Annotated in this window: 19 protein-coding genes; 8 read left to right on the plus strand and 11 right to left on the minus strand. The window is 58.5% G+C overall.

The window, feature by feature from the left end; translation table 11 throughout:
- Window positions 1-151: 151 nt before the first annotated feature.
- The 6 genes from tsaE (at window position 152) to HKD32_RS00350 (ending at window position 9,667) form a co-directional block, all read left to right on the plus strand.
- Window positions 152-601, plus strand: coding sequence for a tRNA (adenosine(37)-N6)-threonylcarbamoyltransferase complex ATPase subunit type 1 TsaE (gene tsaE / locus HKD32_RS00325; protein ID WP_194257319.1), 450 nt, complete (start codon window positions 152-154; stop codon window positions 599-601).
- A complete protein-coding gene (gene addB / locus HKD32_RS00330) occupies window positions 598-3,633 on the plus strand; it encodes a double-strand break repair protein AddB (protein WP_194257320.1) in 3,036 nt (1,011 codons plus the stop codon). The genes tsaE and addB overlap by 4 nt, the downstream gene beginning before the upstream one ends.
- Window positions 3,630-7,187: a double-strand break repair helicase AddA gene (addA, locus tag HKD32_RS00335; RefSeq protein ID WP_061930259.1), complete on the plus strand. Its 3,558-nt coding sequence runs from the start codon at window positions 3,630-3,632 to the stop codon at window positions 7,185-7,187. The genes addB and addA overlap by 4 nt, the downstream gene beginning before the upstream one ends.
- A gap of 83 nt (window positions 7,188-7,270) precedes the next feature.
- The gene (trxA, locus tag HKD32_RS00340) at window positions 7,271-7,597 is read left to right on the plus strand and encodes a thioredoxin TrxA (RefSeq protein WP_010503828.1); all 327 of its coding nucleotides are present in this window, start codon (window positions 7,271-7,273) and stop codon (window positions 7,595-7,597) included.
- 86 nt (window positions 7,598-7,683) lie between these two features.
- The gene (gene rnd / locus HKD32_RS00345; protein ID WP_061930257.1) at window positions 7,684-8,889 is read left to right on the plus strand and encodes a ribonuclease D; all 1,206 of its coding nucleotides are present in this window, start codon (window positions 7,684-7,686) and stop codon (window positions 8,887-8,889) included.
- 133 nt (window positions 8,890-9,022) lie between these two features.
- Window positions 9,023-9,667, plus strand: coding sequence for a GcrA family cell cycle regulator (locus HKD32_RS00350; protein ID WP_194257321.1), 645 nt, complete (start codon window positions 9,023-9,025; stop codon window positions 9,665-9,667).
- A 37-nt stretch (window positions 9,668-9,704) separates the two neighbouring features.
- On the opposite strand, the gene HKD32_RS00355 is transcribed toward HKD32_RS00350, so the two are convergent.
- The 6 genes from HKD32_RS00355 to HKD32_RS00380 form a co-directional block, all read right to left on the minus strand.
- The gene (locus HKD32_RS00355; RefSeq protein WP_061930251.1) at window positions 9,705-9,941 is read right to left on the minus strand and encodes an energy transducer TonB; all 237 of its coding nucleotides are present in this window, start codon (window positions 9,939-9,941) and stop codon (window positions 9,705-9,707) included.
- Window positions 9,942-9,949: 8 nt separating this feature from the next.
- Window positions 9,950-10,105: a hypothetical protein gene (locus tag HKD32_RS00360; protein ID WP_167347211.1), complete on the minus strand. Its 156-nt coding sequence runs from the start codon at window positions 10,103-10,105 to the stop codon at window positions 9,950-9,952.
- A gap of 171 nt (window positions 10,106-10,276) precedes the next feature.
- Complete coding sequence (locus tag HKD32_RS00365; RefSeq protein WP_026017603.1) at window positions 10,277-11,908, minus strand: efflux transporter outer membrane subunit; 1,632 nt, start codon at window positions 11,906-11,908, stop codon at window positions 10,277-10,279.
- Window positions 11,908-13,086 carry an efflux RND transporter periplasmic adaptor subunit gene (locus tag HKD32_RS00370; RefSeq protein WP_010503820.1) on the minus strand — a complete coding sequence of 393 codons (1,179 nt, stop codon included), beginning with the start codon at window positions 13,084-13,086 and terminating at the stop codon, window positions 11,908-11,910. The genes HKD32_RS00365 and HKD32_RS00370 overlap by 1 nt, the downstream gene beginning before the upstream one ends.
- Complete coding sequence (locus HKD32_RS00375) at window positions 13,086-16,259, minus strand: efflux RND transporter permease subunit (protein ID WP_023944673.1); 3,174 nt, start codon at window positions 16,257-16,259, stop codon at window positions 13,086-13,088. Before HKD32_RS00375 ends, HKD32_RS00370 begins: the two co-directional genes overlap by 1 nt.
- Before the next feature lie 300 nt (window positions 16,260-16,559).
- Window positions 16,560-17,243 (minus strand): bactofilin family protein, encoded by a 684-nt coding sequence (locus HKD32_RS00380; protein ID WP_023944674.1) that lies wholly within the window; start codon window positions 17,241-17,243, stop codon window positions 16,560-16,562.
- 293 nt (window positions 17,244-17,536) lie between these two features.
- Here HKD32_RS00380 and HKD32_RS00385 point away from each other — a divergent pair, with 293 nt between their 5' ends.
- Entirely contained in the window at window positions 17,537-18,517 is a 981-nt protein-coding gene (locus tag HKD32_RS00385) for an adenosine kinase (protein ID WP_061930248.1), read from the plus strand.
- 52 nt (window positions 18,518-18,569) lie between these two features.
- Here HKD32_RS00385 and HKD32_RS00390 read toward each other — a convergent pair whose 3' ends face one another.
- From HKD32_RS00390 to HKD32_RS00410, 5 genes are all read right to left on the minus strand, one after another.
- The gene (locus tag HKD32_RS00390) at window positions 18,570-19,382 is read right to left on the minus strand and encodes a c-type cytochrome (RefSeq protein ID WP_061930245.1); all 813 of its coding nucleotides are present in this window, start codon (window positions 19,380-19,382) and stop codon (window positions 18,570-18,572) included.
- A 100-nt stretch (window positions 19,383-19,482) separates the two neighbouring features.
- On the minus strand, window positions 19,483-20,307 hold the full coding sequence (gene hpnK, locus HKD32_RS00395; RefSeq protein ID WP_061930242.1) for a hopanoid biosynthesis-associated protein HpnK: 825 nt from the start codon (window positions 20,305-20,307) through the stop codon (window positions 19,483-19,485).
- A gap of 97 nt (window positions 20,308-20,404) precedes the next feature.
- Window positions 20,405-21,829, minus strand: coding sequence for a hopanoid biosynthesis associated radical SAM protein HpnJ (gene hpnJ / locus HKD32_RS00400; protein ID WP_048843446.1), 1,425 nt, complete (start codon window positions 21,827-21,829; stop codon window positions 20,405-20,407).
- Window positions 21,826-23,040: a bacteriohopanetetrol glucosamine biosynthesis glycosyltransferase HpnI gene (gene hpnI, locus HKD32_RS00405; RefSeq protein ID WP_194257322.1), complete on the minus strand. Its 1,215-nt coding sequence runs from the start codon at window positions 23,038-23,040 to the stop codon at window positions 21,826-21,828. Before hpnI ends, hpnJ begins: the two co-directional genes overlap by 4 nt.
- A 58-nt stretch (window positions 23,041-23,098) precedes the next feature.
- Window positions 23,099-23,752, minus strand: coding sequence for an ABC transporter substrate-binding protein (locus HKD32_RS00410; RefSeq protein ID WP_194257323.1), 654 nt, complete (start codon window positions 23,750-23,752; stop codon window positions 23,099-23,101).
- A 303-nt stretch (window positions 23,753-24,055) separates the two neighbouring features.
- On the opposite strand from HKD32_RS00410, the gene hpnH reads away from it, so the two are divergent.
- Window positions 24,056-25,252, plus strand: coding sequence for an adenosyl-hopene transferase HpnH (gene hpnH / locus HKD32_RS00415; RefSeq protein ID WP_010503805.1), 1,197 nt, complete (start codon window positions 24,056-24,058; stop codon window positions 25,250-25,252).
- Window positions 25,253-25,349: the final 97 nt, after the last annotated feature.

Raw genomic sequence — 25,349 nt, forward strand, 5'->3', positions numbered from 1 at the left:
TCGTTGTTTATTTTTCTCAAAGAATCACAAAACGTTCACTTTATTTCGTTTTGTGTCTATTTTTATGCTTGAGGAGAGCAAACTCCCGTTATTCGAAACCAGAACAACGAGATACTTGCTGGATAGTAGAGGGGGCGTCAGAGTAGGCGGCATGCAGATACGCCTTCCTGACCAGACGTCGACCGAACATCTTGCCGCCCAACTTGCAGCGCTTTGCACTCCTGGCGATTGCATTGCCCTGTCAGGCGGTCTTGGCGCTGGGAAAAGCACCTTCGCGCGGGCATTTCTGCGGGTGCTGGCCCATGACCCGCAGATGGAAGTTCCAAGCCCGAGTTTTGCGCTGGTTCAGCCTTATGACACGTCCGCCGGGCCGGTTTTCCACTATGATCTATGGCGACTGGATGGGCCGGATGCGCTGTATGAACTGGCTTGGGATGAAGCCTGCGAAGGCATCATGCTGGTGGAATGGCCAGAGCGTGCTGAAGATCTCCTGCCTGCGAATGCCCTGCATCTGACGCTGACTTCTGGCGCGACAGAAGACGAACGGTTTGCTGAGCTAACCGGCTGGCCGGACGAACGTCTGAGCGGGATTGCGCTATGACCGTTGTTACGATTGCCGGTACCGAACCGTTTCTGGATCGGGTCGCTCATGAATGGCTGAAGCAGGACCCTGCCGCTGGAACGGACGGCCCGGGGCTGCTGCTCGTGCCGAGCCGTCGAGCCGGACGTGCGTTGATGGAAGCGTTTCTGCGCGTGCTGGATGGCAAGGCATCCCTCCTGCCGCGCATCGTTGCGATCAATGACGTGGATGAAGAGGCGCTGGCGTCCATCGGGATTGATGTCTCGTTGCCTCCTGCCGTCGAGCCGCAGAGGCGGCTGACTGTTCTGTCCATGCTGATTCTGCAAACACCCATTGTCAGTGTCGGAGTGGACAAAACCAAAGGCATTGATCGGGCATGGCCTCTCGCCAAGGCTCTGGCGGACCTGATGGATGAGGCCGAGCGCAGTGGGGTCGATCTGGCGGCCAGTTTGCCAGAAGCCGTGGAAGAACGTTTTTCAGAACACTGGCAGCAGACGCTGAAATTTCTGGAAATCATCACGACGATTTGGCCGAAATGGCTGGAAGAAGAAGGTCTGTCGAACCCCGTTGCCCGTCAGGTTGCGCGTCTCAAAGCGCAGGCGGCAGCGTGGCAGCATGTTCCTCCCCACACGCCAGTTTGGGCGGTGGGGTTCGCAGATGGGTCCGCAGCGGTTTCAGATGTGCTGGCGGCGGTTGCGACGTTACCCGCCGGGCTGGTGATCCTTCCGGGGGTTGATCTGGACCTGCCTCAGGCAATGTGGGACGCGCTTCCTGCGTCACACCCACAGGCGGGTCTCAAGGAAATTCTTACGGATCTGGGGCTGACACGCGACGATCTGACGGATTGGGACGGGGGCAAGGATCGGGCCAGAGAGCGCCTGATGCGTGGCGTTATGCTGCCGGAACAGGGGATTACGGCCTGGGGGCGGGATCTGAACCCGCGTAATATTTCAGGCCTGTCTCTGCTGCCTGCACAGGATCAGCAGCAGGAAGCGCAGTCCATCGCGCTGATCCTCCGGAATGTGGTGTCCGTCCCCGGCCAGACCTGTGCGCTTGTGACGCCAGATCGTAGCTTGGCGCAGCGTGTCGGGACCGAGCTTTTGCGGTTCGGGATTCATGCTGATGACAGTGCCGGTGAGCCTCTGGCGCAGACGCCAGCCGCCGTGTTCCTGCGCCTGATTGCCACGGCAGCCGAGGCCCAGCTTTCTCCGGTGGCTCTGCTTTCCGTTCTGAAGCACCCTCTGGCGTCGCTGGGGCGCACACCGGGTCACTGTCACGCCTCGGCCCGTCGGCTGGAGCGTCTGTTGCTGCGTGGACCTGCTCCTGCACCCGGTATTGCAGGCCTTAAGGCGGCGCTTGAGGCCTATATTCAGAACCAGCGTGATCCGGATAATGGGGCCAGCGCGGATGCTCCTGATGAGCCGGAAAGTCCAGCCGCGTTCATCGCGCGGATTGAAGCGGCTTTCGAGCCTCTGCTTGGCCTGTCCGGTGCGGTTCCGCTTCCCGAATTGCTGGAAGCCCTGATCCGTACAGCAGAAGCCTTGGCGGCGACCGAAACAGAACTGACCGCAGAGCCCGAAGAAGAGCTACATCCGGGCGGGCGTCTCTGGATGGGGGATGATGGGGAGGCGCTATCCCGTCACTTGGCCGCTTTGATCCAGCATACCGGCATCCTGCCCCCGCAGAGGCTGGCACATCTGGATTCCTTCCTGAACACGTCCATGGCCGGGCAGATGCTGACGGGCCTGCGCGCGCATCGGGGCGGGGTGGAACTGGCGCATCCGCGTGTCACCATTCTCGGTGTGCTGGAAGCGCGTCTGTTGGCGTTCGATGTGGTTGTTCTGGGTGGATTGAACGAAACGGTCTGGCCACCTGCAACTGATCCGGGGCCGTGGCTGAGCCGCCCGATGCGGACCCGTGTTGGTCTGCCGTCTCCTGAGCGGCAGATCGGGATCAGCGCTCATGATTTCGTTTCAACGGCTTTGGCTGCTGGGGAGGTTGTGTTCTCCAGTTCCGCCCGGCGTGACGGTGCACCGGGCGTGCCCGCCCGCTGGATGGTGCGGATGGAGGCGTTTCTGGGGGGACGTGGGCAGAAATTGCCTGTGCATCCTGCGCTCGAATGGCAAAAGGCGATGGATCAGCCGCTGGATGGCGCGGAAACCGTGGCGCCGCCTGAGCCAAGGCCTCCTGTGGCACTTCGCCCACGGCGTCTGAGCATCACGGAGATCGAAACATGGATGCAGGATCCGTATGCCATTTATGCCAAGCATGTTCTGAAGCTGAAGGCGCTCAAGCCGCTTGAAGAAGGCGCAGAACACGCAGATTTCGGTATGATCGTGCATGAAGCCATGGATCGGGTTCTCAAAGAGTATCCGGATCGCTGGCCGCAGAACGTGGCCGCATCCCTGAAGCGCGCCTTCGCGGAAGAACTGGCCAAGGCCAATGTGCGACCTGCGCTGGTCAGTTGGTGGGGCCCAAGGCTGGAGCGTATTGCAGACTGGGTTGCCGTACAGGAGCGGACCCGTCGGGAACAGGAACATGCTATCGCGCGGCATATGGAAGTGTCTGCGTCGTTCAAGATCGAAGCTGCACGTGCACCGTTCGAACTGCGCGGTAGGGCAGACCGCATTGACGTTGATGAAGACGGCAAGGCGACGATCTTCGATTACAAGACCGGTTCTCCGCCTACCGGAAAAGCCGTGGAGGGTGGATGGTCCGTTCAGCTTGTTCTGGAAGGAGCATTGCTGGCCAAGGGCGCTTTCGAAGGCGTTCCGGCGGCTGAGACGAAACAGCTTCTGTACTGGCATCTGACAGGCGGGGATGATCCGGGGAAAGAAAGCGAAGTTCCAAGCCGGAAATCCAGCCTTGATGCGGCTGCCCTGATTGGTGAGGCCATGGAAAAACTACGCGGCCTCATTGATGAGTATGACCAGCCCGATCAACCCTATCGCTCCCAGCCTTGGGCCGGACATGTGCCGCGCTACACGGATTACGCCCAGTTGGCACGGGTGGATGAATGGCGCGCAGCCTATGCGGAAGGAGACGACGCATGAGCGAGACCCGCAACCGCGCTGACGTTATTGCTGAAGCCGATCGCACCCAGCTTGCTGCGTCTGACCCGATGGCGTCCGTTTTCGTGTCCGCGTCTGCCGGATCGGGCAAGACGAAACTGCTGATTGATCGCCTGCTCCGTCTGATGTTGCCCCTTGAAGTGGAAGCAGATGATGGGTCGATTGTGTTGGCAGAAGGGGCAAACCCATCCCGCATTCTGTGCTTGACCTACACCAAGGCCGCCGCCGCGGAGATGGCCAATCGTCTCCAGTCTCGGCTTGGCGAATGGGTATCGCTCCCGGATGAGCGTCTGGGTCAGGAACTTGAGAAACTGCGCGTCCCCAATACGGATGAGACGCGTCGTGCAGCCCGTGCGCTGTTCCTGAAGGTTCTGGACCTGCCGGGCGGCCTGCGGATCGAAACGATCCATGCGTTCTGTCAGTCTCTTCTACGTCGTTTCCCGCTGGAAGCCTCGGTCGATCCGCATTTCACCCTGATGGAAGATACGGATACGACGCTGGCTCTGCGTGAGGCGATGGAAGACGAACTCGCCAAGGCTCCGAAAATTGTGGCGGAAGTGGCGGGGACTATCGGGATCGACCGGTTCTTCCAGCGGATACGCGCTCTGAACATGGAAGAAAGCCGCGTCCGTCCGCTGCTGGACCGTTGGCAGATCCTGCCGGATGCTGTGCTGAGCGCCTATCGGAGCGCTCTGAAGGCAGGACAGGAGGTTGCGTCTGATCTGGAAGGGTTGATTTGTCAGCCTCGTAAGGAAGCGGAATTGCGGGCCGGACTTCAGGCGGCGCTCGGCGTTGTCACGTCCGCTGCAAAGCCGACTGTGGAGCAGATGCTTCTGTGGCTTGGGACACAGATTGAAGACCGTTCGGCACCCGTCTGGAGCAAATATCTGCTGACGGACAAGGGCACCGTGCGGCAGATGAACCGCATCATAAGCAAGAAAGCACAGGATGCCGTTCCTGAAATCGTGCCGCTGCTGGAAGAGGAAGGCCAGCGCCTGCTGGATCTGACCGAGAGCATCAAGCGCGCCGTGCTTCTTTCCCTGAATCGCGCGCTTCTGTCTCTTGCCGCACCGATGCTGTCGAACTTCCGCGAGGGCAAGGCCGCGCGTGGACTGGTGGACTACAACGACCTTATTCAGGAAACGCGGAACCTGCTGGAAGATCCGGGTGCGGCCTGGGTGCTCTACAAGCTGGATGGCGGGATAGACCATCTGCTGCTGGATGAGGTGCAGGACAATTCCGGCCTTCAGTGGGAAATTGCCGGGGCTCTGACGTCTGAGTTTTTCTCCGGTGAGGGCGCATGGGAACAGGGACCGAGACCCCGCACCGTGTTCGCGGTGGGCGACTACAAACAGTCCATTTACGGTTTCCAAGGTGCTGACCCCGAACAGTTTCATAGCTGGAGAGCCGAGTTTGCGCGTCGCGTTCAGAATGCGGGCCTGCCGTGGCGTGATCCGGATCTGAACGTCTCGTTCCGCTCCGTTACGCCCGTTCTGTCTTTCGTGGATGCGGTCTTTTCGCAGCCGAATGCGGCACATGGCCTGTTGGAGCAGGGGCAGGAGACACTGCTTCCCCATGTGTCTGCGCGTCCGGGGCAGGGGGGGCGCGTTGAACTCTGGCCGCTCGTTCCCGTGCTGGAAGGCGAGGACGACGATGAAGGTCTGACGCCCTGGCAGGCTCCGAAAGCCAATACCGGCCAGCGCAGTGCACCACAGCGTCTGGCTGAGGCTCTTGGCGGGTGGATTGAACAGCAGATTGGCCGTTCACCGCAACCGGGGCAGGCACCTTTGAAAGCGGGCGATGTTCTGATTCTCGTGCCGCGCCGTTCGTCCTTCCTGCGGTCTTTGATCCGGGCACTAAAATCGCGAAATGTGCCAGTGGCGACACTGGTGCGCGTCGGTTTGACGCAGCAAGTGGCCGTTCGCGATCTCATGACGCTCTGTGCGGCACTGCTTCTGCCACAGGACGACCTGACGCTGGCGGCAGTGCTGACCTCCCCACTCGGTGGGCTGAGTGATGACTCCCTGATGGCGCTGGCGACAAAAGACGGTCGCGCCCACGCCCTTGGCCCGAAAGGCCAGCCGCTCTGGACTGTCCTGCGGGAACGTCATCGGGAGCGTGCGGAGTGGCAGGCGGCATGGACCATGCTGTCCGCGCTTTATGCACGGGTGGATTATGCCACGCCGTACCGCCTGCTGGCCGAAGCCCTTGGCCCGCATGGCGGACGAACAAGACTGCTGCGGCGTCTCGGGCCGGAAGCGGCTGAACCGGTGGATGAACTGCTGACCGCTGCACTGCGCTACGAAGGGCTGCATCCTCCGTCGCTTCAGGGTTTTCTGCATTGGCTGGAAGCCAGTGAAATTACCAGCAAGCGCGAAGCAGAAAGCGAGACCGGGGCTGTCCGCGTCATGACTGTGCATGGATCGAAGGGATTGCAGGCTCGGCTGGTCGTGATGCCGGATACGCTGTCCCGTGCGCCAGCCAGTGGCGATTTTTTGTGGGAAGAAGCTGCCGGGTTGGAGCTTCCGATCTGGGTGCCGAAGAAAGATGCTGGCACGGAGGTCACGACCGCTTTGTCTGCCCGGGATGCGGAGAAGGCGCGGGCGGAAAACAACCGTCTGCTCTACGTGGCCCTGACGCGCGCCAGTGATTGGCTGGTGATCTGCGGAGCCTCTACGAAGCGTCAGCCGGACGACACAAGCTGGTATCGCCAGTGTCAGGCCGGGTTCGAAACGCTCGCCAATGCGCGATCTGAACCGCTGGGACTGGGGTGGGACGGAGACCGTCTGGTTCTGGAAGAAGAGCGGAGCGTGGCTCCTGCACCAGATGCCGCACCACGCGCTGCCACACCTGCGCTGGAACTCCCTGCCTGGCTGGGTCGTGCGCCTGACTGGCGCGCGGAAGTCGCACCCACAGAAGACGCTATGACGCGCCCTCTGGCCCCAAGTCGGCCCGATGGTGCGGAGTTCGGCGAAGTGCCTGCCGCCCGATCTCCATTGGAACTTCTTGCAGGGAGGCCAAAGCCTGTTCGGGAACAGGCCATGCGGCGCGGCACGATGATCCATCGCCTGCTTCAGCTTTTGCCGGAAACGCCTTCCGAAGATCGGCTGGCACTTGCAACCCGCTGGCTTTCCAGACCTGCACTTGGGCTGACAGAGAACGAGGTCGGGCGTTTGACGGATCAGGTCATGGGCGTCCTGCACCATCCAGAACTCGCACCCCTGTTTCAGGCAGGCAGCAGGGCCGAGCAGCCAATTTCGGGCATTAGTGATGGCCGCGTGGTTTTAGGGCAGGTGGACCGCTTGTGGATCGGGGGCGGAGAAATCTGGATCTGCGATTACAAAACGAACCGTACTCCACCGAGTCGCGTTGAGCGGACGCCGGTGGCCTATGTGCGGCAGATGGCGGCCTATCGGGCGGTTCTTCAGCAACTGCATCCCGATTTTGCCATTCACTGTTCGCTGGTCTGGACGGAGGGGCCCTCTGTGATGGTTCTTCCAGATGAGCTTCTGGATCGTGTACTGGAGGGGTCTTGATTTAACGGGCAGGCTCTTGCAGTCCTGACCAGAGAAGCCGATATCGGTTTACAGAAACACGTTTCATCACAAGGAACACGTCCATGAGCGCAAATACGGTTGCCGTTACGGATAGCAGCTTTGAAACAGACGTCCTAAAGTCTGACGGCCCGGTTTTGGTCGATTTCTGGGCAGAATGGTGCGGTCCGTGCAAAATGATTGCTCCGGCGCTCGAGGAAATCGGCGCTGAGTATCAGGGTCGCCTGAAGGTTGCGAAGGTCAACATCGACTCCAACCCGGAAGCCCCGACGCAGTACGGCGTCCGTAGCATCCCGACGCTGATCGTCTTCAAGGACGGTAAGCCGGTTGCACAGCAGATGGGTGCGATGCCAAAGAGCCAGCTCAAGGCTTGGATCGACAAGTCCATCTGATCTGACGGCTACTCGCTGTTCATTGTCCTTCATTCGAGGGCAGTGGGGGCGTGGTCAGAGGCGATTCCTTTGTGTAGGATCGGGCCATGCGCCCGAAAGCCTCTGATTTCCCGTCCCCCGTCATCGTGACCTCCAGCGAGGAGGTTGCACGGCTCTGCAACAAGTTGAAGCAGGAGCCGTTCGTTACCATCGATACGGAATTCGTTCGGGAAAAAACCTATTGGCCCGAACTGTGCCTCGTGCAGCTTGCTGGCGCAGAAGATGTTGCCGTTATTGATACGCTGGCGCCGGGCATTGATCTGGCTCCGCTGGGCGAACTTCTCGATGAGCCCGGATGCATCAAGGTGTTCCATGCCGCACGGCAGGACCTTGAAATCTTCCTTCATATTTTCAACCGGCTTCCGCAGTCCCTGTTTGATACGCAGGTTGCAGCGATGGTGGCCGGATTTGGCGATCAGGTTGGTTATGATAGTCTGGTGGGTGCCATCACGGGGCAGGCTATCGACAAGGCGCATCGTTTCAGTGACTGGTCAGCCCGTCCACTGACGAAGGCCCAGATTGCCTACGCCGCAGCGGATGTGACGCATCTTCGCACGGTGTATCTCGCACTTCGCAAGCAGCTTGAGGACGAAGGCCGTCTGCGCTGGGCCGATGCTGAACAGGCTGTTCTGACATCCGAAGAAACCTTCCGCCCTGATCCGAGACGCCTGTGGGAAAAGCTCAAGGCCCGCACGAATAACCGCAGGATGCTCGGTATTCTGCGTGAAATCGTAGCATGGCGTGAGCAGGAAGCGCAGAACGCCGATATTCCCCGTCAGCGCGTTATCCGGGATGAAAGTCTGCTCGAAATTGCGGCCATTAAACCGAACAGCATCGAGGGGCTGGCCCGCGTTCGGGGCGTGACCCGCGGTTTTGCGGAAGGCAAGATGGGGCAGGGACTTCTCGAGGCTGTCCGTATTGGTGAGATCCTTCCGGATGCAGATCTGCCTAAGCCTCCGTCCAAATCAGATCGTATCCGTCCGTCGGCTGCGCTCGTGGCGTTACTGCGTGTTCTTCAAACGGCCAAATGTGAGCAACATAAGGTTGCTCCGCGTCTTGTGGCCTCGTCTGACGATCTGGATCGGATTGCAGTCGGTGAGACAGAGGTCGAGGCGCTCAAGGGATGGCGCCGGGAAGTTTTCGGACTGGATGCGCAGGCGCTGGTCCGTGGTGAGATTGCACTGGCCGTTGTAAAAGGCTGTGTTGAACTTCAGCGGGTTGCCCCAGAAGGTGAGCCCGTCGAAGTAGAATAAGCGCCCTTCGACGTTTGGATGACTTTCTGGTAAGGAACGTCAGCCACACTATCCCGACCCTGTGATCGGGGTTGGGCAGGGTAACAGGATAGTGGGCCAGACAGGCCCGGATGCGGGACAGAGGAACCGGTATATGGACTGGACGGACGAGACGATCGCCAGACTTCGGGAGCTGTGGAGTCAGGGACTTTCGACCGCTGAAATCGGCCGCCAGCTTTCCATCACGAAGAATGCTGTTGTTGGCAAGGCCCATCGCCTTGGGCTGCCACCGCGCCCATCTCCGATCCGTAACCGCAAGGTGAAAGACGGAGAAACACCGTCCACGGAAACGCCACGCCGCAAGCCGCCGACCCGTAAGGCTCCTGCTCCAAAAGTTGAGGCTCCAGCCGATCTTTTTGTAGAGAAGGCTGAAGCCAAACCGGCTCCGGCCAAAGTGGAAGCTGCCAAGCCTGCTGCCACTCCCAAGCCGTCTCCGGCTATGGAAAGCATCATGGCTTCTCCGCCGCCGCGTCCCGCAGCCAAGGTTGAAGCGGCTGCCCGTCCTGCTCCCGTGGCCCCTGAGCCGCGCGTTGCACCGCCTGTGCGTCCGGCTCCGCCGCCACGTTTCACGGCGAGCATTGATCGTCCGGCCCGTCGCGGACCGTCGTGCTGCTGGCCGATCGGTGATCCGGGAACACCGGGGTTTCATTTTTGTGGAGCAACGCCGCTGCCTGGGAAACCCTACTGCGCGGAACATGCCGCCATTGCTTATGTGAAGATCCGGGATCGCCGGGACTAATACAGAAAAAGCCGCCTTCAGAGGCGGCTTTTTTGTTTCATTTCACACGAAAATTGATGTGCAGCGTATAATGGTCGTCCTTCACCGGATGACCATTCTGGAGTGCCGGATTGAAAATGGCATGTTCCACGAAAACAAGGGCAGTCTGGTTGAATTCCATGTAGCGCCCATCCGTAATGTGGCATCCATGTGCATGCCCGGTCGGATCGACCTGACATGCCAGTGAAACCCGGTCCTGAACCTGTCGCAGGAGCAGATTTTTTGGGTACTTCATTGCAGGCGTCAAAGCCCGATTGATTGAGGCCCGGCGGTTTGCACGACTATCGTTCTGGTGATGGAAATACCAAAAGCCGCCCAGTACTTGCGTGAGGCACACGCAAGCCAGTCCGCAAACAGTCCACGAAGATCTGTTCCAGCCTCGTCGTGAAGGACTGGCATCGTCTGGCAAAGGTTCAGGGGCGGGAAGCGGATGGTCCATCTGATCCTGCACGCTTGAGTGATCAGGAAAGTATGGGAGGCTGTTCTGGCCTCTGCAAAGAGTTTTCTGAAAAATTGGGCTGTCAGGTTATCTAAAAGGCCGGTTTCCTGATGAGAAACCGGCCTTTGTACTTAGTGCATCGAGTTTGAGAGGCTGCCCATGGGCAGGGCGGGCAACGTGTTGCCGTGACCCAGTCCGGGGGTATCAGGAGCAGAAGCGTTCAGGTTTTCAAACTGCTCCGGGTGCTGGGACGCATTAACGTCACCAACCGGTTTGGGGTGGTGCAGATTGTCGTATTGCAGGGGCTCCACAGAGAGCGTCTGATCCATCGTTGGAAGGTTGCGTGTTGACCATCCGCCACCAAGGCTGCGGATCAGGTCCACGTCCGCCGTGTAAAGACGGGTCGCGATTTCAACCTGATGAATCCGGCTCTCCAGCGTGTTTTCCTGGCTGAAAATGGCTTCCAGATAGGTGCCAACACCGCCCTGATAGAGCGTCATGGTCATGTTCTGGGTGTCCAGATTGGCTTTGACAGCCCGTTCCAGCGCCTCGTTTTCTTTTGAAAGACGCTCGGTGCGGGACAGGCCATCTTCCACTTCGCGGAAGGCTGACAGAACTTTCACACGATATTCGTCCCGCGTTTCCCGATACGCGGACCAGGTGCGCTGAAGCTCGGCTCGGCGCAAACCACCATCAAAAAGCGGCATGTCCAGACTTGCGCCATAGGTCCAAAGCGAGTTGGCCAGATTGGCAAGATCGAAGCCATTAGCCGCAAATCCACCGCCCACTTTGAGGGCGATATGCGGATAGAAAGCTGCGCGGGCGATCCCGATTTCCCGATTGGCCTGGGCCATTTCCCGTTCAGCCGACGCAATATCTGGGCGACGTTGCAGCAGCTCGGAAGGAACCGAGGACGGAATATGCGGCTGGATGAAGCTGAACGTCTGGACCTGCGGAATATGGAACGTGGAGGGTGACGCATTGGTCAGCACCGCGATGGCATGTTCCGTGACCTGACGGGCGGCCTGAATATCAAGCTGGGCAGCCTGTGTTGTGTAAAGCTGTGCCTGTGCACGCGCCAGATCCAGACGGGGGGCCGCCTGGTTCTGAACCTGATTTTCCGTAATGGTGACAGCGCGTTTGTAGAAGGAGATGGATTGCGCGTAGATCGCATCCTGTGCGTCATAGCCGCGCAGTTCAATATAATCGCGTGCCAGTTCGGCCTGTGTGCTCAGGCGCGCCATGGCAAAGTCTGCTGCGCGTTGCTGGGCAAACTGTTTCTGCGAGCGCACGCGGTTGCGGATGGACGACCAGAAATCCGGCTCCCAGGACAACAGGCCGCCGTATTCCTCTTCCGTCTGCGTCAGGGTTGCCCCATTCCGGAACAGACGATCGGCAGACTGTTTGTTGTCAGACGCACCTGCTTCCAGACTGGCATGAGGAAGAAGTTCCGAGCGCGCTGCGGCTACGAGAGCACGAGCCTGAATGAAGCGTTCGGCTGCAGCCTGAATGTCACCGTTATCCGCAGTGGCACGGTCTTCAAGCTCGTTCAGGAGTGGGTCCTGAAGCATTGTCCACCAGTTTTCCGGCAGGACAGTATCTGCTGGGGTGGCAAGCGCAAATGGTGCCTGCCCGTGCCAACTTGCCGGAACGACAAAGTTCGGAGCTTTGTAAGCTGGTGCCAGATCACAGGCGGACAGCCCCAATAAAGATAGGGCTGAACCGCAGGCGAGTGAGAGGCGGCGAAGGATAGGAGTCATCATCAGTCCTTTCCAAAGCCGGACTGGTTGTAGCCGCGCTGACCGTCCACGACATTGACCTTGTCACCTTCCAGCACATCGGCTGGCGGGTTGGAAATGATGCGGTCCGTCGGGGAAATACCGGTCTGGATCTCGGTGGACGTGTCTGCCATGCGACCGACCGTCACGTTCCGGTAATGCACGCGGTTGCTCTCATCCACGACAGCGACCTGCATGCCCTTTTCCTGGAAAACGAGCGCGCTTGTCGGGATTTCGTACAGATGGGCGTCTTCGTTGTGAGACTTCAGGGCAGCAGAGGCGAAGGTGCCGGGCCACAGGACTTCGTCCTTGTTCTCAAGCGTGAACTCGGCAACGGCTGTACGGGTGTTGGGGTCAAACCCACGTGACGTCGTCAGATACTTGGCTTCGAACGTGCGACCACGATACTGCGGGACGCTGATGGTTGCCGTCAGATCAGGTTGCAGAACATAGGAGAAGGTTTCCGGCACGGAGACGAACAGACGCAGCTTCTGAACATCTGCAACCGTGAACAGTTCGGATGCACCGCCGGTTGAGTTCAGTCCGCCGCCACCATTGTTGACGTAATCGCCGACGTTGATGTTACGTGCGGTCACAACGCCATCGAACGGAGCCACGATGGTCTTGAACTTCTCAAGAGCCTCGAAGTGATCGACGTTGCGCTGTGCGGCGTCCACTTCTGCATGCGCAGACTGTTCGTTCGCGTTGGAAACCGAGACGGACTGCCCTGAGACAGACTGGGACCGTCCCATGGCCCGCCAGCGTTCTGCCGTCACGGTGGCGAGGTGATATTTCGCCATCACAGAATCCAGATCGGCCTTGGCCTGCGCATACTGTGCATCAAGGGCCGGGGCATTGATCTCGGCCAGAGCGTCACCGGCTTTTACATGCGCGCCGTAGTCCTTGTACCACATCTTCACGTAGCCGGAGACCTGCGGATAGATCGGTGCCTGATACCAGGCGTCAATCGTGCCGGGCAGCGTCAGGGCGACCTTTTCCGGGGACTGTTTGGGAGTGATGACGGCAACGTTTGGGATCGCGCCGGCTTCGGTGTCAGCCTTCAGTTCCGTTGCTGCATGGGTTTTTTCAACAACGATGAAGCCCACGTAAAGCGCGAGAACGCAGCTTCCCGCAATGGCGAAGATTTTCGGAGAGCTGGCCATTAGACAGTTTCCTTCTGACGCGAGGAACGGTTGTGGAGGATGGCGTAAACGCAGGGGACAAAGAGGAGGGTCGAGATCGTCGCGACCAGCAGGCCGCCGATGACGGCTTTGCCAAGCGGTGCGTTCGTGGAGTTCGAAATCGCCATTGGGATCATGCCGACAATCATGGCGAGGGCCGTCATGAGCACCGGACGGATACGGCCAAAGCCGGCTTCCAGTGCTGCTTTGAGGGCATCACCATGGATTTCAAGGCGTTCACGGGCGAACGAAACCACGAGGATGGAGTTGGCGGTAGCTGTTCCCATGCACATGATGGCGCCGGTGAGGGCCGGAACCGACAGGCGTGTGCCGGTCAGGAACAGAGCCCAGGCAATGCCGCCCAGAGCACCCGGCAGGGCCGTGATGATGATGAACGGGTCAAGCCAGGACTGAAAGTTCACGACGATCAGCAGATAGATCAGCACCACGGAGATGCAGAGGCCGAAGACAAGCTGGGAATAGGCACCATGCATGGTGGTGGCCTGTCCGTGCACGTCGATTTCAGCCGAGCGCGGGACATTGTGTGCGTCGTCTGCCAGAACTTTCTTTACGCCATCCAGAACGGAGCCCATGTCCGTGCCTTCGACGTTCACATAAATGTCCATCTCGGACATTGAGTTGTAGTGAGAGACTTCGCCCGGTGTTCCAGCGGCCACCACGTCTGCGACAGCACCGAGAAGCTGTGGGTCGATGTTTTCGGGATTCCCTTCACCTTTATCCACAGGAATGGTCAGAAGATCGCTGAGATGCGTCATCTGGTCCTGTGACGTGTAGAGGTTCAGCGGGAATGTAACGTTGTCTTCCGGGTCGAGCCAGAACTGTGGATCAACAACGGCGGAGCCTGACAAGGTGTAAAGTTCGTTCTGGGCGATGTCCTGTTCCGTCACGCCGGTCGCCTGACCGAAGGTACGGTTGCCGTTCACCATCAGGGTTGGCGTGGACATGGTCTGCTGGATAGTTACATCCGCAGCACCCGGAACCTGACGGATCTTGCCGATGACGTGACGCGCATAGTCGTAGTTCTGCATGGCGTCCGGACCGGAAATCTGAATGTCGATCGGAGCGGAAGATCCGAAGTTCAGAATTTTCTGGGTCAGATCAGCAGGCTGGAAGGTGAAGACGGTGCCGGGGAAGCGCTGTGACAGATCCTTGCGGAGCAGCTTGCGATAATCCCAGACAGGCGAGGCTTCATTCTTCAGAGCAATCGTCAGGTCGCAGTCCTGCGTTCCGACGCTGGGTGTCGGCATGAAGGCCTGGTTATGCGGACCTTCTGGCAGGCCGCAATCCGAGATGATGCTTTCCACCTTGCCCGGCAGATCCTGATGGATGCGATCATCCACAAGAGCTGCAATACGGCCCGCAACTTCGATACGCGTGCCCAGAGGTGCACGCATGTGCATCTGAAGGGTCCCGGATTTGACTTCCGGGAAGAAGTCACGGCCCGCGAAGGCATAGAGTCCTGTTGAGGCGATGGAAATCAGCAGGAAGATGCCAACGAACGCGCCACGGCGGCCGATGCAGCGTTCCAGAAGCGTGCCATAGCCATCACGGAAGCGGTTGAAGCGGGCTTCAAAGCCAGCCTGGAAGCGCCCGAAGAAGCCTTTCGGTTCCGGGTGGCCGTGATCGGTTTCACCGTGCGCGCCATGATGAACCTGTCCGGCCAGAAGATACTTGGCCATGGTGGGCACAAGTGTACGGGACAGGATGAAGGACGCGATCATCGCGAAGATGATGGCTTCTGCCATCGGCATGAACAGGTAGCCCGACACGCCGTCCAGCTCGAAGAGCGGCAGCCAGACAATGCAGATGCAGGTTGTGGACACGAAGGTCGGGATGACGATCTGGTTGGCCGCGTCAATGATGGCGAGTTCCAGATCCTTCCCCATTTCAAGGTGGGTATCGATGTTCTCGATCATGACGGTGGCGTCATCCACGAGAATACCGACCGCCAGCGCGAGGCCGCCCAGCGTCATCACGTTGATGGACTGACCCGCCCAGCCAAGCCCGATGAGCGCGCACAGAATGGCCAGCGGAATGGACGTGGCGATGATGACGGTGGAGCGCCAGGAGCCAAGGAACAGCAGGACCACAATACCGGTCAGGAACGCGGCGGTGATCATTTCCTGCACGACGTCCTTGATCTGGTCTTTCACCATCACGGAGGCGTCTTCGAGGATCGAGACATGCACATCAGGCGGCAGGATTCTGCGCAGACGCGGGAGGAGCGCCTTGGTCGCGGCTACAACGTCCAGAGTGGAGGCCGTGCCACCTTTCTGGGTAATGACTTCCACGGCCTGACGGCCCTTCACCAGCACCAGGTTCGTCTGAGGATGGCCACCGCGATAGACGTCCGCAACGTCCCGCACATAGATGACTGCATTGCCAACCCGTTTGACCGGGATATTGGCGATGTCTTCCATGCTCTGCGGGGCGGCGTTGGTCTGCACCATCCAGTCGGTCGCGTCGATTTTCTGGTCACCGGCGGGTAGAACGATGTTCTGCTTGCGCAGGGCAGCCTGCACGTCCGCAGCAGCCAGATGATGAGCCCGGAGTTCCGCCTGGTTCATGGAAACCATGACAAAACTGTCCATGCCACCATTCGGGTGCGCCACGACGGCTCCCGGAACTGTTGCGAGCAGCGGGCGAACCGTAATCACGCCGAGTTTGAACAGATCCGATGGTGTCTGCTTGTCAGACGTGATCTGAAGCGCAATGACAGGCACCTGTGATGGGTTCAGAGCCATGATCATTGGCGCTGGTACCATCGGCGGAAGGCCAAGAAGCACCGTTTGGGAAATTGCTGTCACTTCTGCTTCGGCGTCCCCGATGGGCGTGCCGGGCTGGAAGTAGATGTCTACAATCGAACGACCATAATAGGAGTTGGACTCCATATGCTCGATGTTCTGGACTGTCGTCGTGACGGCCAGTTCGAAGTTGTAAGTAATACGACCAGCAAATTCCTGCGGCAGAAGACCTGGATAGGTCCAGACCGCTGCAACGACCGGAATCTTGATGTTGGGGAATACGTCCGTTGGCGTCCTGAGGATCGAGAGGATGCCAAGCATCACAATCAGAATCGACAGGACGACGAACGTTAAGGGTCGTCTTAGCGCGGTGACAACAATGGCATTCATTGGTTGGCGCGTCCTGATGCGGTTTAGGTAGATGCGCCGATATACACATTATGTTGTAGAACTGGATTTAAACTCCCATTTAATACAGAGATTTAATTAAATGCAGTTTTAATATGTTGTTTGCTGTTTAGAATTCTGTGTATTTTTTAATGAAGATATATTTATTAAAAACAATTTTATTATTTTTCAGAAAATTCTGTATCTGGTTTTTATTGGCTCGCGTGTCATGCACATAAAAAAGCCCGCCCCTCGTAATGAGGAACGGGCTTTTCAGAACCGTCAGATAAAAGCGGAGAAGGATTAGCCTTCAGCCTTTTCTTCTGCCACTTCCGGGGTCGTCTTTGCAGGCTCCGCGATCGGGAGACGCGGTGCGGCGCCATCCGTAATCATTTCGAGCTGGCCTGTGATCTGGCCACCGTCTTCAACCTGCAGGCGACGGCACTTTGCCTTACCAATCAGACGGCCGCTGCCACGGATTGTGAGGCTGCCATTGACGGTCAGGGTGCCGTCAATCGTGCCAGCCACTTCCGCATCTTCAACTTCAATTGCGCCGCGGAAAACGCCGCCCTGTGCAACAACGACTTCAGCCGCCTGGATCATGCTGGACTCGACAGTCCCTTCAACGACCAGACGCTCGGCATCCTGAACCGAACCCTGAACGCTGATGCCGCGGCCAACGACCAGCGTGCGACGCTCTGGGCCCGTCTGGCGCGGAGCGCCCGGTACACCTGCTGCACCCGGACGAGGTGCTGCGGCCGGCGTTGCGCCCGGCAGATTGTTCGGGGATGGCGGTGCCGGGAAAGGGGTACGACCCATGGAGGCGGGGTCCTTCTGCTGAGTGGGCTGGGGGCTGGCGGTTCCGGATCCGGACGCAGGAGTGGTCTGGCTGGAAGCATCCGGCCGGCTGGGAAAGATGGGCTGTCCGGCGAGCTGACTGGTCTCGGCAGGCTTTGCGTCTTCTTCCGGTTTGCGTCTTCTGAACAAGGAAACCCCGCTACGGATCTGGAAAAAACAATGACTCTGTCTCGGTCGCCCTCTGGCAGCCCTGCGAATGCAGACGCGATCAGGAGCGGCCTCTGACAAGGCTTACACGGTCACGCCCCGGACGGACAACCCGCGCTTTCAGCTAAATGTCATAATCTGACATGCACTCAACAGCAGAGGGGGTCATCCGGGGTGTTGGCGTGCCCTAAGAGGGCCCCTATGATCGTGTTGATTTCATGGCGCAGATGGCGTCCTGAACGATTTTCTGCCTTTTTGTGAACTCTGGAGCCTTGATGTCCGCCCCCACGCACGACCTTCTTTGCATCGGTAACGCCATTGTCGATGTTCTTGCTTCCGTTGATCCGACGGTTATTGCCGATCTCGGCGCCACTCCCGGCAGCATGACCCTGATTGACGCGGCAACGGCGCAGGCCATTGAAAACCGGATTGCTGTCGAGCGTGTGGCCGGTGGTGGTTCCGGCGCCAACACGGCTGTGGTTGCGGCACGCATGGGCGCAAAAGTGTCCTATCTTGGCAAGGTTGCTGAAGACCAGGCCGGAACGCATTTTGCGCAGGATATCCGCGATCAGGGCCTGACTTTTCCGTCCCAGCCGCTGGCTGCGTCTGAAGAGATTCCGACAGCGCGGTGCATTGTTCTCGTAACGCCCGACGGGCAGCGCACCATGTTCACCTATCTCGGAGCGTGCACGGAATTTACACCGGCAGACGTGCATGAAGACACGGTTGCGGATGCCGCCATCACCTACATGGAAGGCTATCTGTACGACAAGCCGCACGCGCAGGCTGCTTTCGAACATGCCGCTACGCTGGCACGAAAGGCTGGGCGTCAGGTTGCTCTGACTCTGTCAGACACGTTCTGTGTCGGTCGTCATCATGCGGCTTTCCGTGGTCTCGTCGCCGGTCATGTCGATATTCTCTTTGCCAACGAAGCCGAGCTTCTGGCGCTGTACGAAACGACGGATTTTGAAGACGCTCTTCGTCAGGTTACCGCAGAAACCCAGCTCGCTATCGTCACGCGGAGTGAAAAGGGTGCTGTCGTCATCAGCAAGGGCGAGCGTCACGATGTTCCGACGACGCCGGTCAAGGTTGTGGATACGACGGGTGCTGGTGACGCGTTTGCCGCGGGTTTCCTCGCAGGTCTGAGCAAGAAGCATGATCTTGTGACGTGTGCGAAGCTCGGCAATCAGGCGGCCGGCGCGATCATCACGCGTTTTGGCGCGCGCCCTCAGGAAGATTTTTCTCTTCGCGCCTGATGCAATACATGATCCGGGGGCGTGTTTCCCGGATCACCCTCTCGCAGAGGTCTCAGAGATGTTTCTGGGCTAAACCAGACTGGCCAACTTCCTGAAGATAGGCCCAGAGAGCGTCGAGCTCGGTTTCCGAAATTGCGCTCTCCGGGAAGGCTTCCATATGTTCGCTCGGCCATTTCCGAACCTGTTTCGGGTTGCGGACAATGGCTCGCAGTCCCTTGGGTGTAATATATTCCGTAACAGGGATCGGGCGGCCAAGGTCCGGCCCCATCGTGCCTTCGCCGACGCCCATCAACTGATGGCAGGGAAGGCAGTTTTCCGCGAAGACAACCTGTCCCTGTGCCGCGGCAGAACTGGTTCCGACAGGCAGTTCATTGCTGGATGAGGGGGAAATGGCCGCGAGTTGATCGACCCATTGTTCCTGCTTGATGATGCCGACGTCTTCTCCCGTCCAGACCAGCGCAAAAGGTCCTAGATCGTGTCCGTGCGGGTGGCGCTTTGGCCATTCCTTATCCTCGATAGCGATCCACGCCGTGACGTGATGCTTGCGGGCCTGCTCAAAGACGCTGCGGGGAATCTCCGCCGTAAAAAGGTCCGTGGCCTGAAAAGCCAGCGCATCCTCCTGATGAATCAGAGCGGAAAGTGGTATTGCGGGGACGGCTGGGCCGAGAGGCTGTTTGATGTGGGAAAGATCGAGTCTCCGGGTTTCCGGGCGGTGCAGAAGCTCTTCGACGCTGAACTTGTGAACGGTCTCCCCATCTTTGACGCTGAGAACGGAGGTAGGGTCAGCCCAGGCGGGCGATGCTATCAGGCCTGCAAGAACCAGAAGGTGCCTGAAAAGCTGTCGCCCGTTCATGTTTGATGTCACGCGTCAAAATCTCCCGCCCATTCAGAAGTTTATTTCTCCAGTATCATAATGATATCGCAACATGGCGGGTAAACAGCAAAAAAGGTCTCAGCCCGATGTCTTAAAGGTCCGACCAGCCGATCTGGCGGACGCTCTCCCGGGTGAAAGCATCCCGAACCCCGGAATCAAGAAGGGCTGCCAGTTCTCCTTCCTGATCGTAGGTGGGCATGAAGCGGTGCATCATGGCGTTCTGGGCCGTGGCCGGGTGAAAATAGATTTCACTGACACCGTCCGGCAATTTCGGGATCAGGGAGCGGATGCGGTCCGGCGTCATATGGCCAGACCAGCGTAGCCCGAAGCACCAGTCATTTGTCTTGAGACCCGCCTTGCGGATCTGATGACGAAGCACGCCGATCCACCGACGCAGGGCACGATCACTGAAGCTGTCTTTGGCACCCACTGGCTCAGGCGGCTCAAAAGGGGAGCGAACGGCTTTGAGGCCGTGACTGAGGCCTGACTCGATCAGGAAGCGTCCTACAATGGGGTGTAGATGCATATGCTTGTGGGCGTTCGCATGATCCAGCGGAAGGCCTGTCAGGGCAAAGACGCGGTACTGCGCTTCGATTTCACGGCGGATGGCGCTTCGGGCATGGGGACTGAAGAAATATTCGACGCCCAGTCGAAGCTGATCGCGGCCAAACCAGCCCTGCTCGTCCGTAATGGCCGGAAGGTCGAGTACGGATTTCCCTTCGATCGCGACAACATGCAGCCCTACCCGCAAATCGGGCATGGACTTTGCCCTACGGATCGCGTCAGCCGCGGCATCTCCGGCCACCATCAGGCTCGCCGTCGAAAGAACACCTTTGCGATGTGCGGCCTCGATGGCTTCGTTGACTTCCAGGCTCATGCCGAAATCATCGGCGGAAACAATGGCGCGACGGGTCATGATGACGTTCCGGAACAGGGGGGCAAAAGTCATGAAAAAAGGGGCATGGCCGTCAAGCCATGCCCCTTTCGAGAAAACGAGGCCGTCAGGGACGGTCTCAGGCTGCGTGACGGTCCTTGAGGAACTGGAAGAATTCCACACCCTCGCGCAGACGGCGCTTCATCATCTGCGGGCTGCGGATCATCTCGTTCAGGATGGAAGCGATCTTGGAACCGCGGAAATAGAACTTCCGGTAGAACTCCTCGACGCTTTCAAAGATTTCCGTGTGCGACAGGTGCGGGTAATGCAGGGGGGCGATCTGCACGCCGTTCTCGTCGATCAGCTCCGCGGCATCAACGTTCAGCCAGCCATTCTCGGTTGCCTGCTTGTGCAGTGCTGTGCCGGGATACGGAGCAGCCAGGGAAACCTGCAGCGTGTGTGGGTTGATTTCCTTGGCGAAGGCAATCGTTTCCTGAATGGTTTCCTTCGTCTCGCCCGGTAGACCAACGATGAACGTGCCGTGGATTTTGATACCCAGTTTGTGGCAGTTCTTCGTGAACTCCTTGGCGACTTCGACGCGCATGCCCTTCTTGATGTTGTGAAGGATCTGCTGGTTGCCACTCTCATAGCCTACGAGAAGCAGGCGCAGGCCGTTTTCCTTCATGACCTTCAAGGTCTCGTAAGGAACGTTCGCCTTGGCATTGCAGGACCAAGTGACGCCCAGCTTACCCATCTCGCGGGCAATGGCTTCTGCGCGGGGCAGGTCGTCGGTGAAGGTATCATCATCGAACATGAATTCCTGCACTTCCGGGAAGTACTGCTTGGCGAGACGGATCTCGGCAGCAACATGTTCCGGGCTGCGCGTGCGGTAGCGATGGCCCCCAACCGTCTGCGGCCACAGGCAGAACGTGCAGCGGGATTTGCAGCCACGACCCGTGTAGATGGAAATGTACGGGTGCTTCAGGTAGCCGATGAAGTAGTCGTTGATGTTCAGGTCACGCTTGTAGACTTCCGTCACGAACGGGAGGCTGTCCATGTCCTCGATCATCGCGCGGTCTTTGTTCGCGATGATCTCACCCTCGGCGTTGCGCCAGGTGATGCCGTCCACTTCTGCAAGTGGCTTGCCTTCAGCGATTTCCTTGATCGTGAAATCAAATTCGTTGCGGGCGACGAAGTCGATCGGCCCACCCTGCTTCATGCTTTCTTCCGGCTGAACGGCAACCTTGGCGCCGACCATGCCGATCATGATCTTCGGGTTGGCGTCCTTGATCATCTGCGCCACGCGGACGTCGGATGCGAAAGACGGCGTGGACGTGTGCATGATCACGAGGTCGCGGTTCTTCACGTCCTCAAGAATCGGGTCCATGCCCATCTTTGCCGGAGGAGCGTCAATCAGGCGGGAGCCGGGCACCAGAGCAGCAGGCTGGGCCAGCCATGTTGGAAACCAGAAAGATTTGATTTCACGCTTGGCCTGATAACGGGAGCCAGCACCACCATCGAAGCCGTCGAAGGAAGGAGGCTGGAGAAAAAGGGTTCTCATCATGATCGGACACTCCTGTGGGTGGTGGCGCCAGACTGAAACGCTGCGGCGCGCGCCGAAGATTTACGTTTTCTCCGGGCGATATGGACCGTTCTGCCGCGCCATGCAACGCGTGACCCTCTCGCGCTGCCAACCATGATGGCTGCGGAAAGCCAGTCACGAACAGCAAGAAAGGGAATTGCAGCGGGGAGAGGACACTCCGTCGCACGGTCAATAATTCGGCTTCCAAGGGCGCGAATGACCCATGTCAGCCCTAGCAGCAGCCAGGTCCACCATGTGTTAGGACGAAAGAGAACGGCTGTGACGGCCCAGAACAGCGGAAGCTGAATCGAGGACAGGCCATAGCCGACAGGTTCGACATTCTTGACGGTTCTACCCCAGCGTAGCTCGTGAGAGAGCAGTTCGCTCAGGGTGTGCTCGCCAACAGTCGTATGGGTGAGAGACGGAGCAATGGCGATAGTCTCGCCCCTTTGACGGACAAGCAGACCAAGCTCGGCATCGTCTGCCACGTGATCAACCAGTGCTTCAAGTCCGCCAATTTCGGTCAGGGTCTGGCGTGTCAGAGCCATGGTAGCGCCGAGACAGTCCTGACGACCCAGCAGGCGTGACATCATCACGCCGGGCAGGAAATTATGGTTGATCTGGCAGGCCCCGAGTTGCTGAACCAGTGTTCCAGCTGCCGTGCGTCCTGCATAAAGGGTTGTCACCAGACCTGTTTCTGGCTTCTCGAGACTCTCGACAACATGCTTCAGATAGGTCGGAGCACAATGAATGTCAGAGTCTGAAATGACCAGAACATCATGCTGTGCCTCAGCATACATATTGATGAGATTGCTGATTTTCCGGTTTGGACCGTGTTCCGCAGCATTGATGACGATGCTGACAGGGATCTGAGGGTAGACCTGACGCAGGTTTTCAACGACGGCAAGAGCTGTATCCGATGGATCATGAACACCGAACACGATCTGGAAAGCGGGATAATCCTGCTGAAAGACGCTTTCCAGCGCGTCTTTCAGTAAGGGCTCATTACCGTGTAAGGGCTTGAGAACCGTAACGGATGGCCACTGCCTGTCAGACAGGCGAACGGCCTCGTCTTCCTGACGTTCCCGATTACGAAAACGCGCAAGGAGTATCGCGCCTGTCAGGGCCTGTATGTTGCCAGCAATTGAAACAAGACCACAAAAGCCGGCGGCAATGGAGAGAGGAGAAGGCACGACGGTCTCTTATCTCCCCTTTGTATCAATAGGGAAGAGCAGTCCTGCCCGGTGGGGATCAGTCATGCAGGAACTGTGCTGTTTTCTGATCGAGCATATCTGCGAGTCCCTTGGCGCCCCCCTTTGACAGGGTGCCACCGAAGTCGGCGCGCTGGGCTGCAACCTGACTGATGTGGGCATCAAGCAGGATATCTGTGACACGCCAGCCGGAGGCACCGCTTGTCATAATGTAATCAATGGGTGTGCCATTGTCTGCGCTGGCACCAATCGTTGTATCTACAATCTGGCCACCTGTCGGGTTGGAGCGGGTTTGCGGCTTGATCACGAAAACCGCATTGCTGCCCGGTTTGAAAGACGATGCATATCGCGCGATTGTGAACTGACGGAAGGAACCCAGCAGGTGTGTGCGGTCATCCGGGCTCAGATTGTTGTATCGGATACCCACCGAACGACGCAGGATAGCTTCGAGATCAAAGGCCCGATCAATGGCCGGTGCAATCATTGTCGCACGCTGCTGAGCCGTCTTTCCCGTCGTCTGGGCGGATTTCAGCGCGTCATAAAGACCCTGGATTGGAGCAATGGCGGAAGCCGTATTCGGGGCTTCTGCCGCGGCAGTCTGAGCGTGTGCTGCTGTCACAGGGGGAACTGCCAGAAGGCAGGCCGTGAGAAGGGACAGAGTCGCTGTCTGAGCAAATCGGGAATTCATGGTCATGCTTTCGTCCTCTGAGACGTTTTGTGCAAGAGGTCATGCTCCTGCTGCACGGTAACAACCGCCAGATGCATAAATCGTTCTGTGATCGAATGGCCACATCACTACATAGAATTGCAACCAACGACATTGAGGCCCACATGACAATGAGGCTATAGCCAGTCAATCAAGAGTCCGACGCGCCCTTCCGGTGCCGGTTACCCCAGACCGACATTGCCAGGGCCTTCCGGGCCTCATTCAGATGTGTAAGGCCTCCGGCGTGCTGTCATGGCGCATTTTCCCGGAAGCCAAAACCAGAGGATTATAATGGCCGTTCCTTTGATGCAGGCTGTCCGAGTCGGGCGGTACGTTGTCAAGCAGCACCTCACGGGCCGCAAGCGATATCCGCTGGTCCTGATGCTCGAACCGCTGTTCCGCTGCAACCTCGCATGCGCGGGTTGTGGTAAGATCGACTACCCAGCACAGATCCTGAACCAGCGTATGAGCCTTCAGGAATGCCTGGATGCCGATACGGAAGCAGGTGCACCAGTCATTGCCGTTGCAGGTGGCGAACCCCTTCTGCACAAGGAAATGCCGCAGATCATCAAGGGTCTGATTGCGCGCAAGAAGTACGTCTATCTCTGCACAAATGGTCTTCTCCTTGAGAAGAAGCTCGACGATTACGAGCCTTCCCACTTCTTCTCCTGGGACGTGCATCTGGACGGCGACAAGCTGATGCATGACTCGTCCGTCTGTCAGGATGGCGTGTTTGAGAAGGCAACGGCAGCAATCCGGGCCGCCAAGGCTCGTGGCTTCCGCGTCTCCATCAACTGCACAGTGTTCGATGGCGCTGTTCCTGAGCGTCTGGCTGCATTCTTTGATGAAGTCATGGCGCTTGGCGTTGACGGCATCATGACCGCTCCGGGATATGCTTACGAGCGCGCTCCGGACCAGGCACACTTCCTCAACCGTCAGAAGACAAAGCAGCTTTTCCGTGACGTTTTCCGTCTGGGTAAGGGCAAGAAGTGGCGCTTTACGCAGTCGCCACTGTTCCTGAACTTCCTGGCTGGCAACGAGAACTACCACTGCACGCCATGGGGCAAACCACTCCGCACCGTGTTTGGCTGGCAGCGTCCGTGCTATCTGTTGGGTGAAGGCTATGCCAAGACCTTCAAGGAGCTGATGGACGATACCGAGTGGGATAAGTATGGCACTGGTGCATATGAGAAATGCGCTGACTGCATGGTTCACTCCGGCTACGAATCCACAGCCGTCATGGATGCCGTCCGTCGTCCCTGGCACATCGCCAAGGTCGCCCTGTTCGGACCTGAAACCGAAAAGCCGATGGTCCCGGAAATCTCGCTCGCCAATCAGCGTCCAGCCGAATACGGCTATGAGGCTCAGGTAGCGCAGCAGATGGAAAAGATCTCGACGGGTGGAAAGCCTGCCCGTGGGCCTCGTGTACGCGTCAACGGTCGTGCAGCGGCTAATTCTGTTCCAGCGGCTGCGGATGCCGCTGACTAAATCAGTTTTTTCTGATCAGGACAGACACAGAAACCGGCCTTCAGGGGCCGGTTTTTTTGTGTCCCGTTCATTAGTCGCATGAATATCATGGTGTCCG

Origin of the sequence: Gluconobacter japonicus, from assembly GCF_015244665.1 — a bacterium.
Taxonomy (GTDB): domain Bacteria; phylum Pseudomonadota; class Alphaproteobacteria; order Acetobacterales; family Acetobacteraceae; genus Gluconobacter; species Gluconobacter japonicus.

Excerpts from the sequence above, each read along its gene's own strand:
- tsaE (WP_194257319.1), top strand. The coding sequence starts at position 152 with ATGCAGATACGCCTTCCTGACCAGACGTCGACCGAACATCTTGCCGCC.
- addB (WP_194257320.1), top strand. The coding sequence starts at position 598 with ATGACCGTTGTTACGATTGCCGGTACCGAACCGTTTCTGGATCGGGTC.
- addA (WP_061930259.1), top strand. The coding sequence starts at position 3,630 with ATGAGCGAGACCCGCAACCGCGCTGACGTTATTGCTGAAGCCGATCGC.
- trxA (WP_010503828.1), top strand. The coding sequence starts at position 7,271 with ATGAGCGCAAATACGGTTGCCGTTACGGATAGCAGCTTTGAAACAGAC.
- rnd (WP_061930257.1), top strand. The coding sequence starts at position 7,684 with ATGCGCCCGAAAGCCTCTGATTTCCCGTCCCCCGTCATCGTGACCTCC.
- HKD32_RS00350 (WP_194257321.1), top strand. The coding sequence starts at position 9,023 with ATGGACTGGACGGACGAGACGATCGCCAGACTTCGGGAGCTGTGGAGT.
- HKD32_RS00355 (WP_061930251.1), bottom strand. The coding sequence starts at position 9,941 with ATGAAGTACCCAAAAAATCTGCTCCTGCGACAGGTTCAGGACCGGGTT.
- HKD32_RS00360 (WP_167347211.1), bottom strand. The coding sequence starts at position 10,105 with ATGCCAGTCCTTCACGACGAGGCTGGAACAGATCTTCGTGGACTGTTT.
- HKD32_RS00365 (WP_026017603.1), bottom strand. The coding sequence starts at position 11,908 with ATGATGACTCCTATCCTTCGCCGCCTCTCACTCGCCTGCGGTTCAGCC.
- HKD32_RS00370 (WP_010503820.1), bottom strand. The coding sequence starts at position 13,086 with ATGGCCAGCTCTCCGAAAATCTTCGCCATTGCGGGAAGCTGCGTTCTC.
- HKD32_RS00375 (WP_023944673.1), bottom strand. The coding sequence starts at position 16,259 with ATGAATGCCATTGTTGTCACCGCGCTAAGACGACCCTTAACGTTCGTC.
- HKD32_RS00385 (WP_061930248.1), top strand. The coding sequence starts at position 17,537 with ATGTCCGCCCCCACGCACGACCTTCTTTGCATCGGTAACGCCATTGTC.
- hpnK (WP_061930242.1), bottom strand. The coding sequence starts at position 20,307 with ATGACCCGTCGCGCCATTGTTTCCGCCGATGATTTCGGCATGAGCCTG.
- hpnJ (WP_048843446.1), bottom strand. The coding sequence starts at position 21,829 with ATGATGAGAACCCTTTTTCTCCAGCCTCCTTCCTTCGACGGCTTCGAT.
- HKD32_RS00410 (WP_194257323.1), bottom strand. The coding sequence starts at position 23,752 with ATGACCATGAATTCCCGATTTGCTCAGACAGCGACTCTGTCCCTTCTC.
- hpnH (WP_010503805.1), top strand. The coding sequence starts at position 24,056 with ATGGCCGTTCCTTTGATGCAGGCTGTCCGAGTCGGGCGGTACGTTGTC.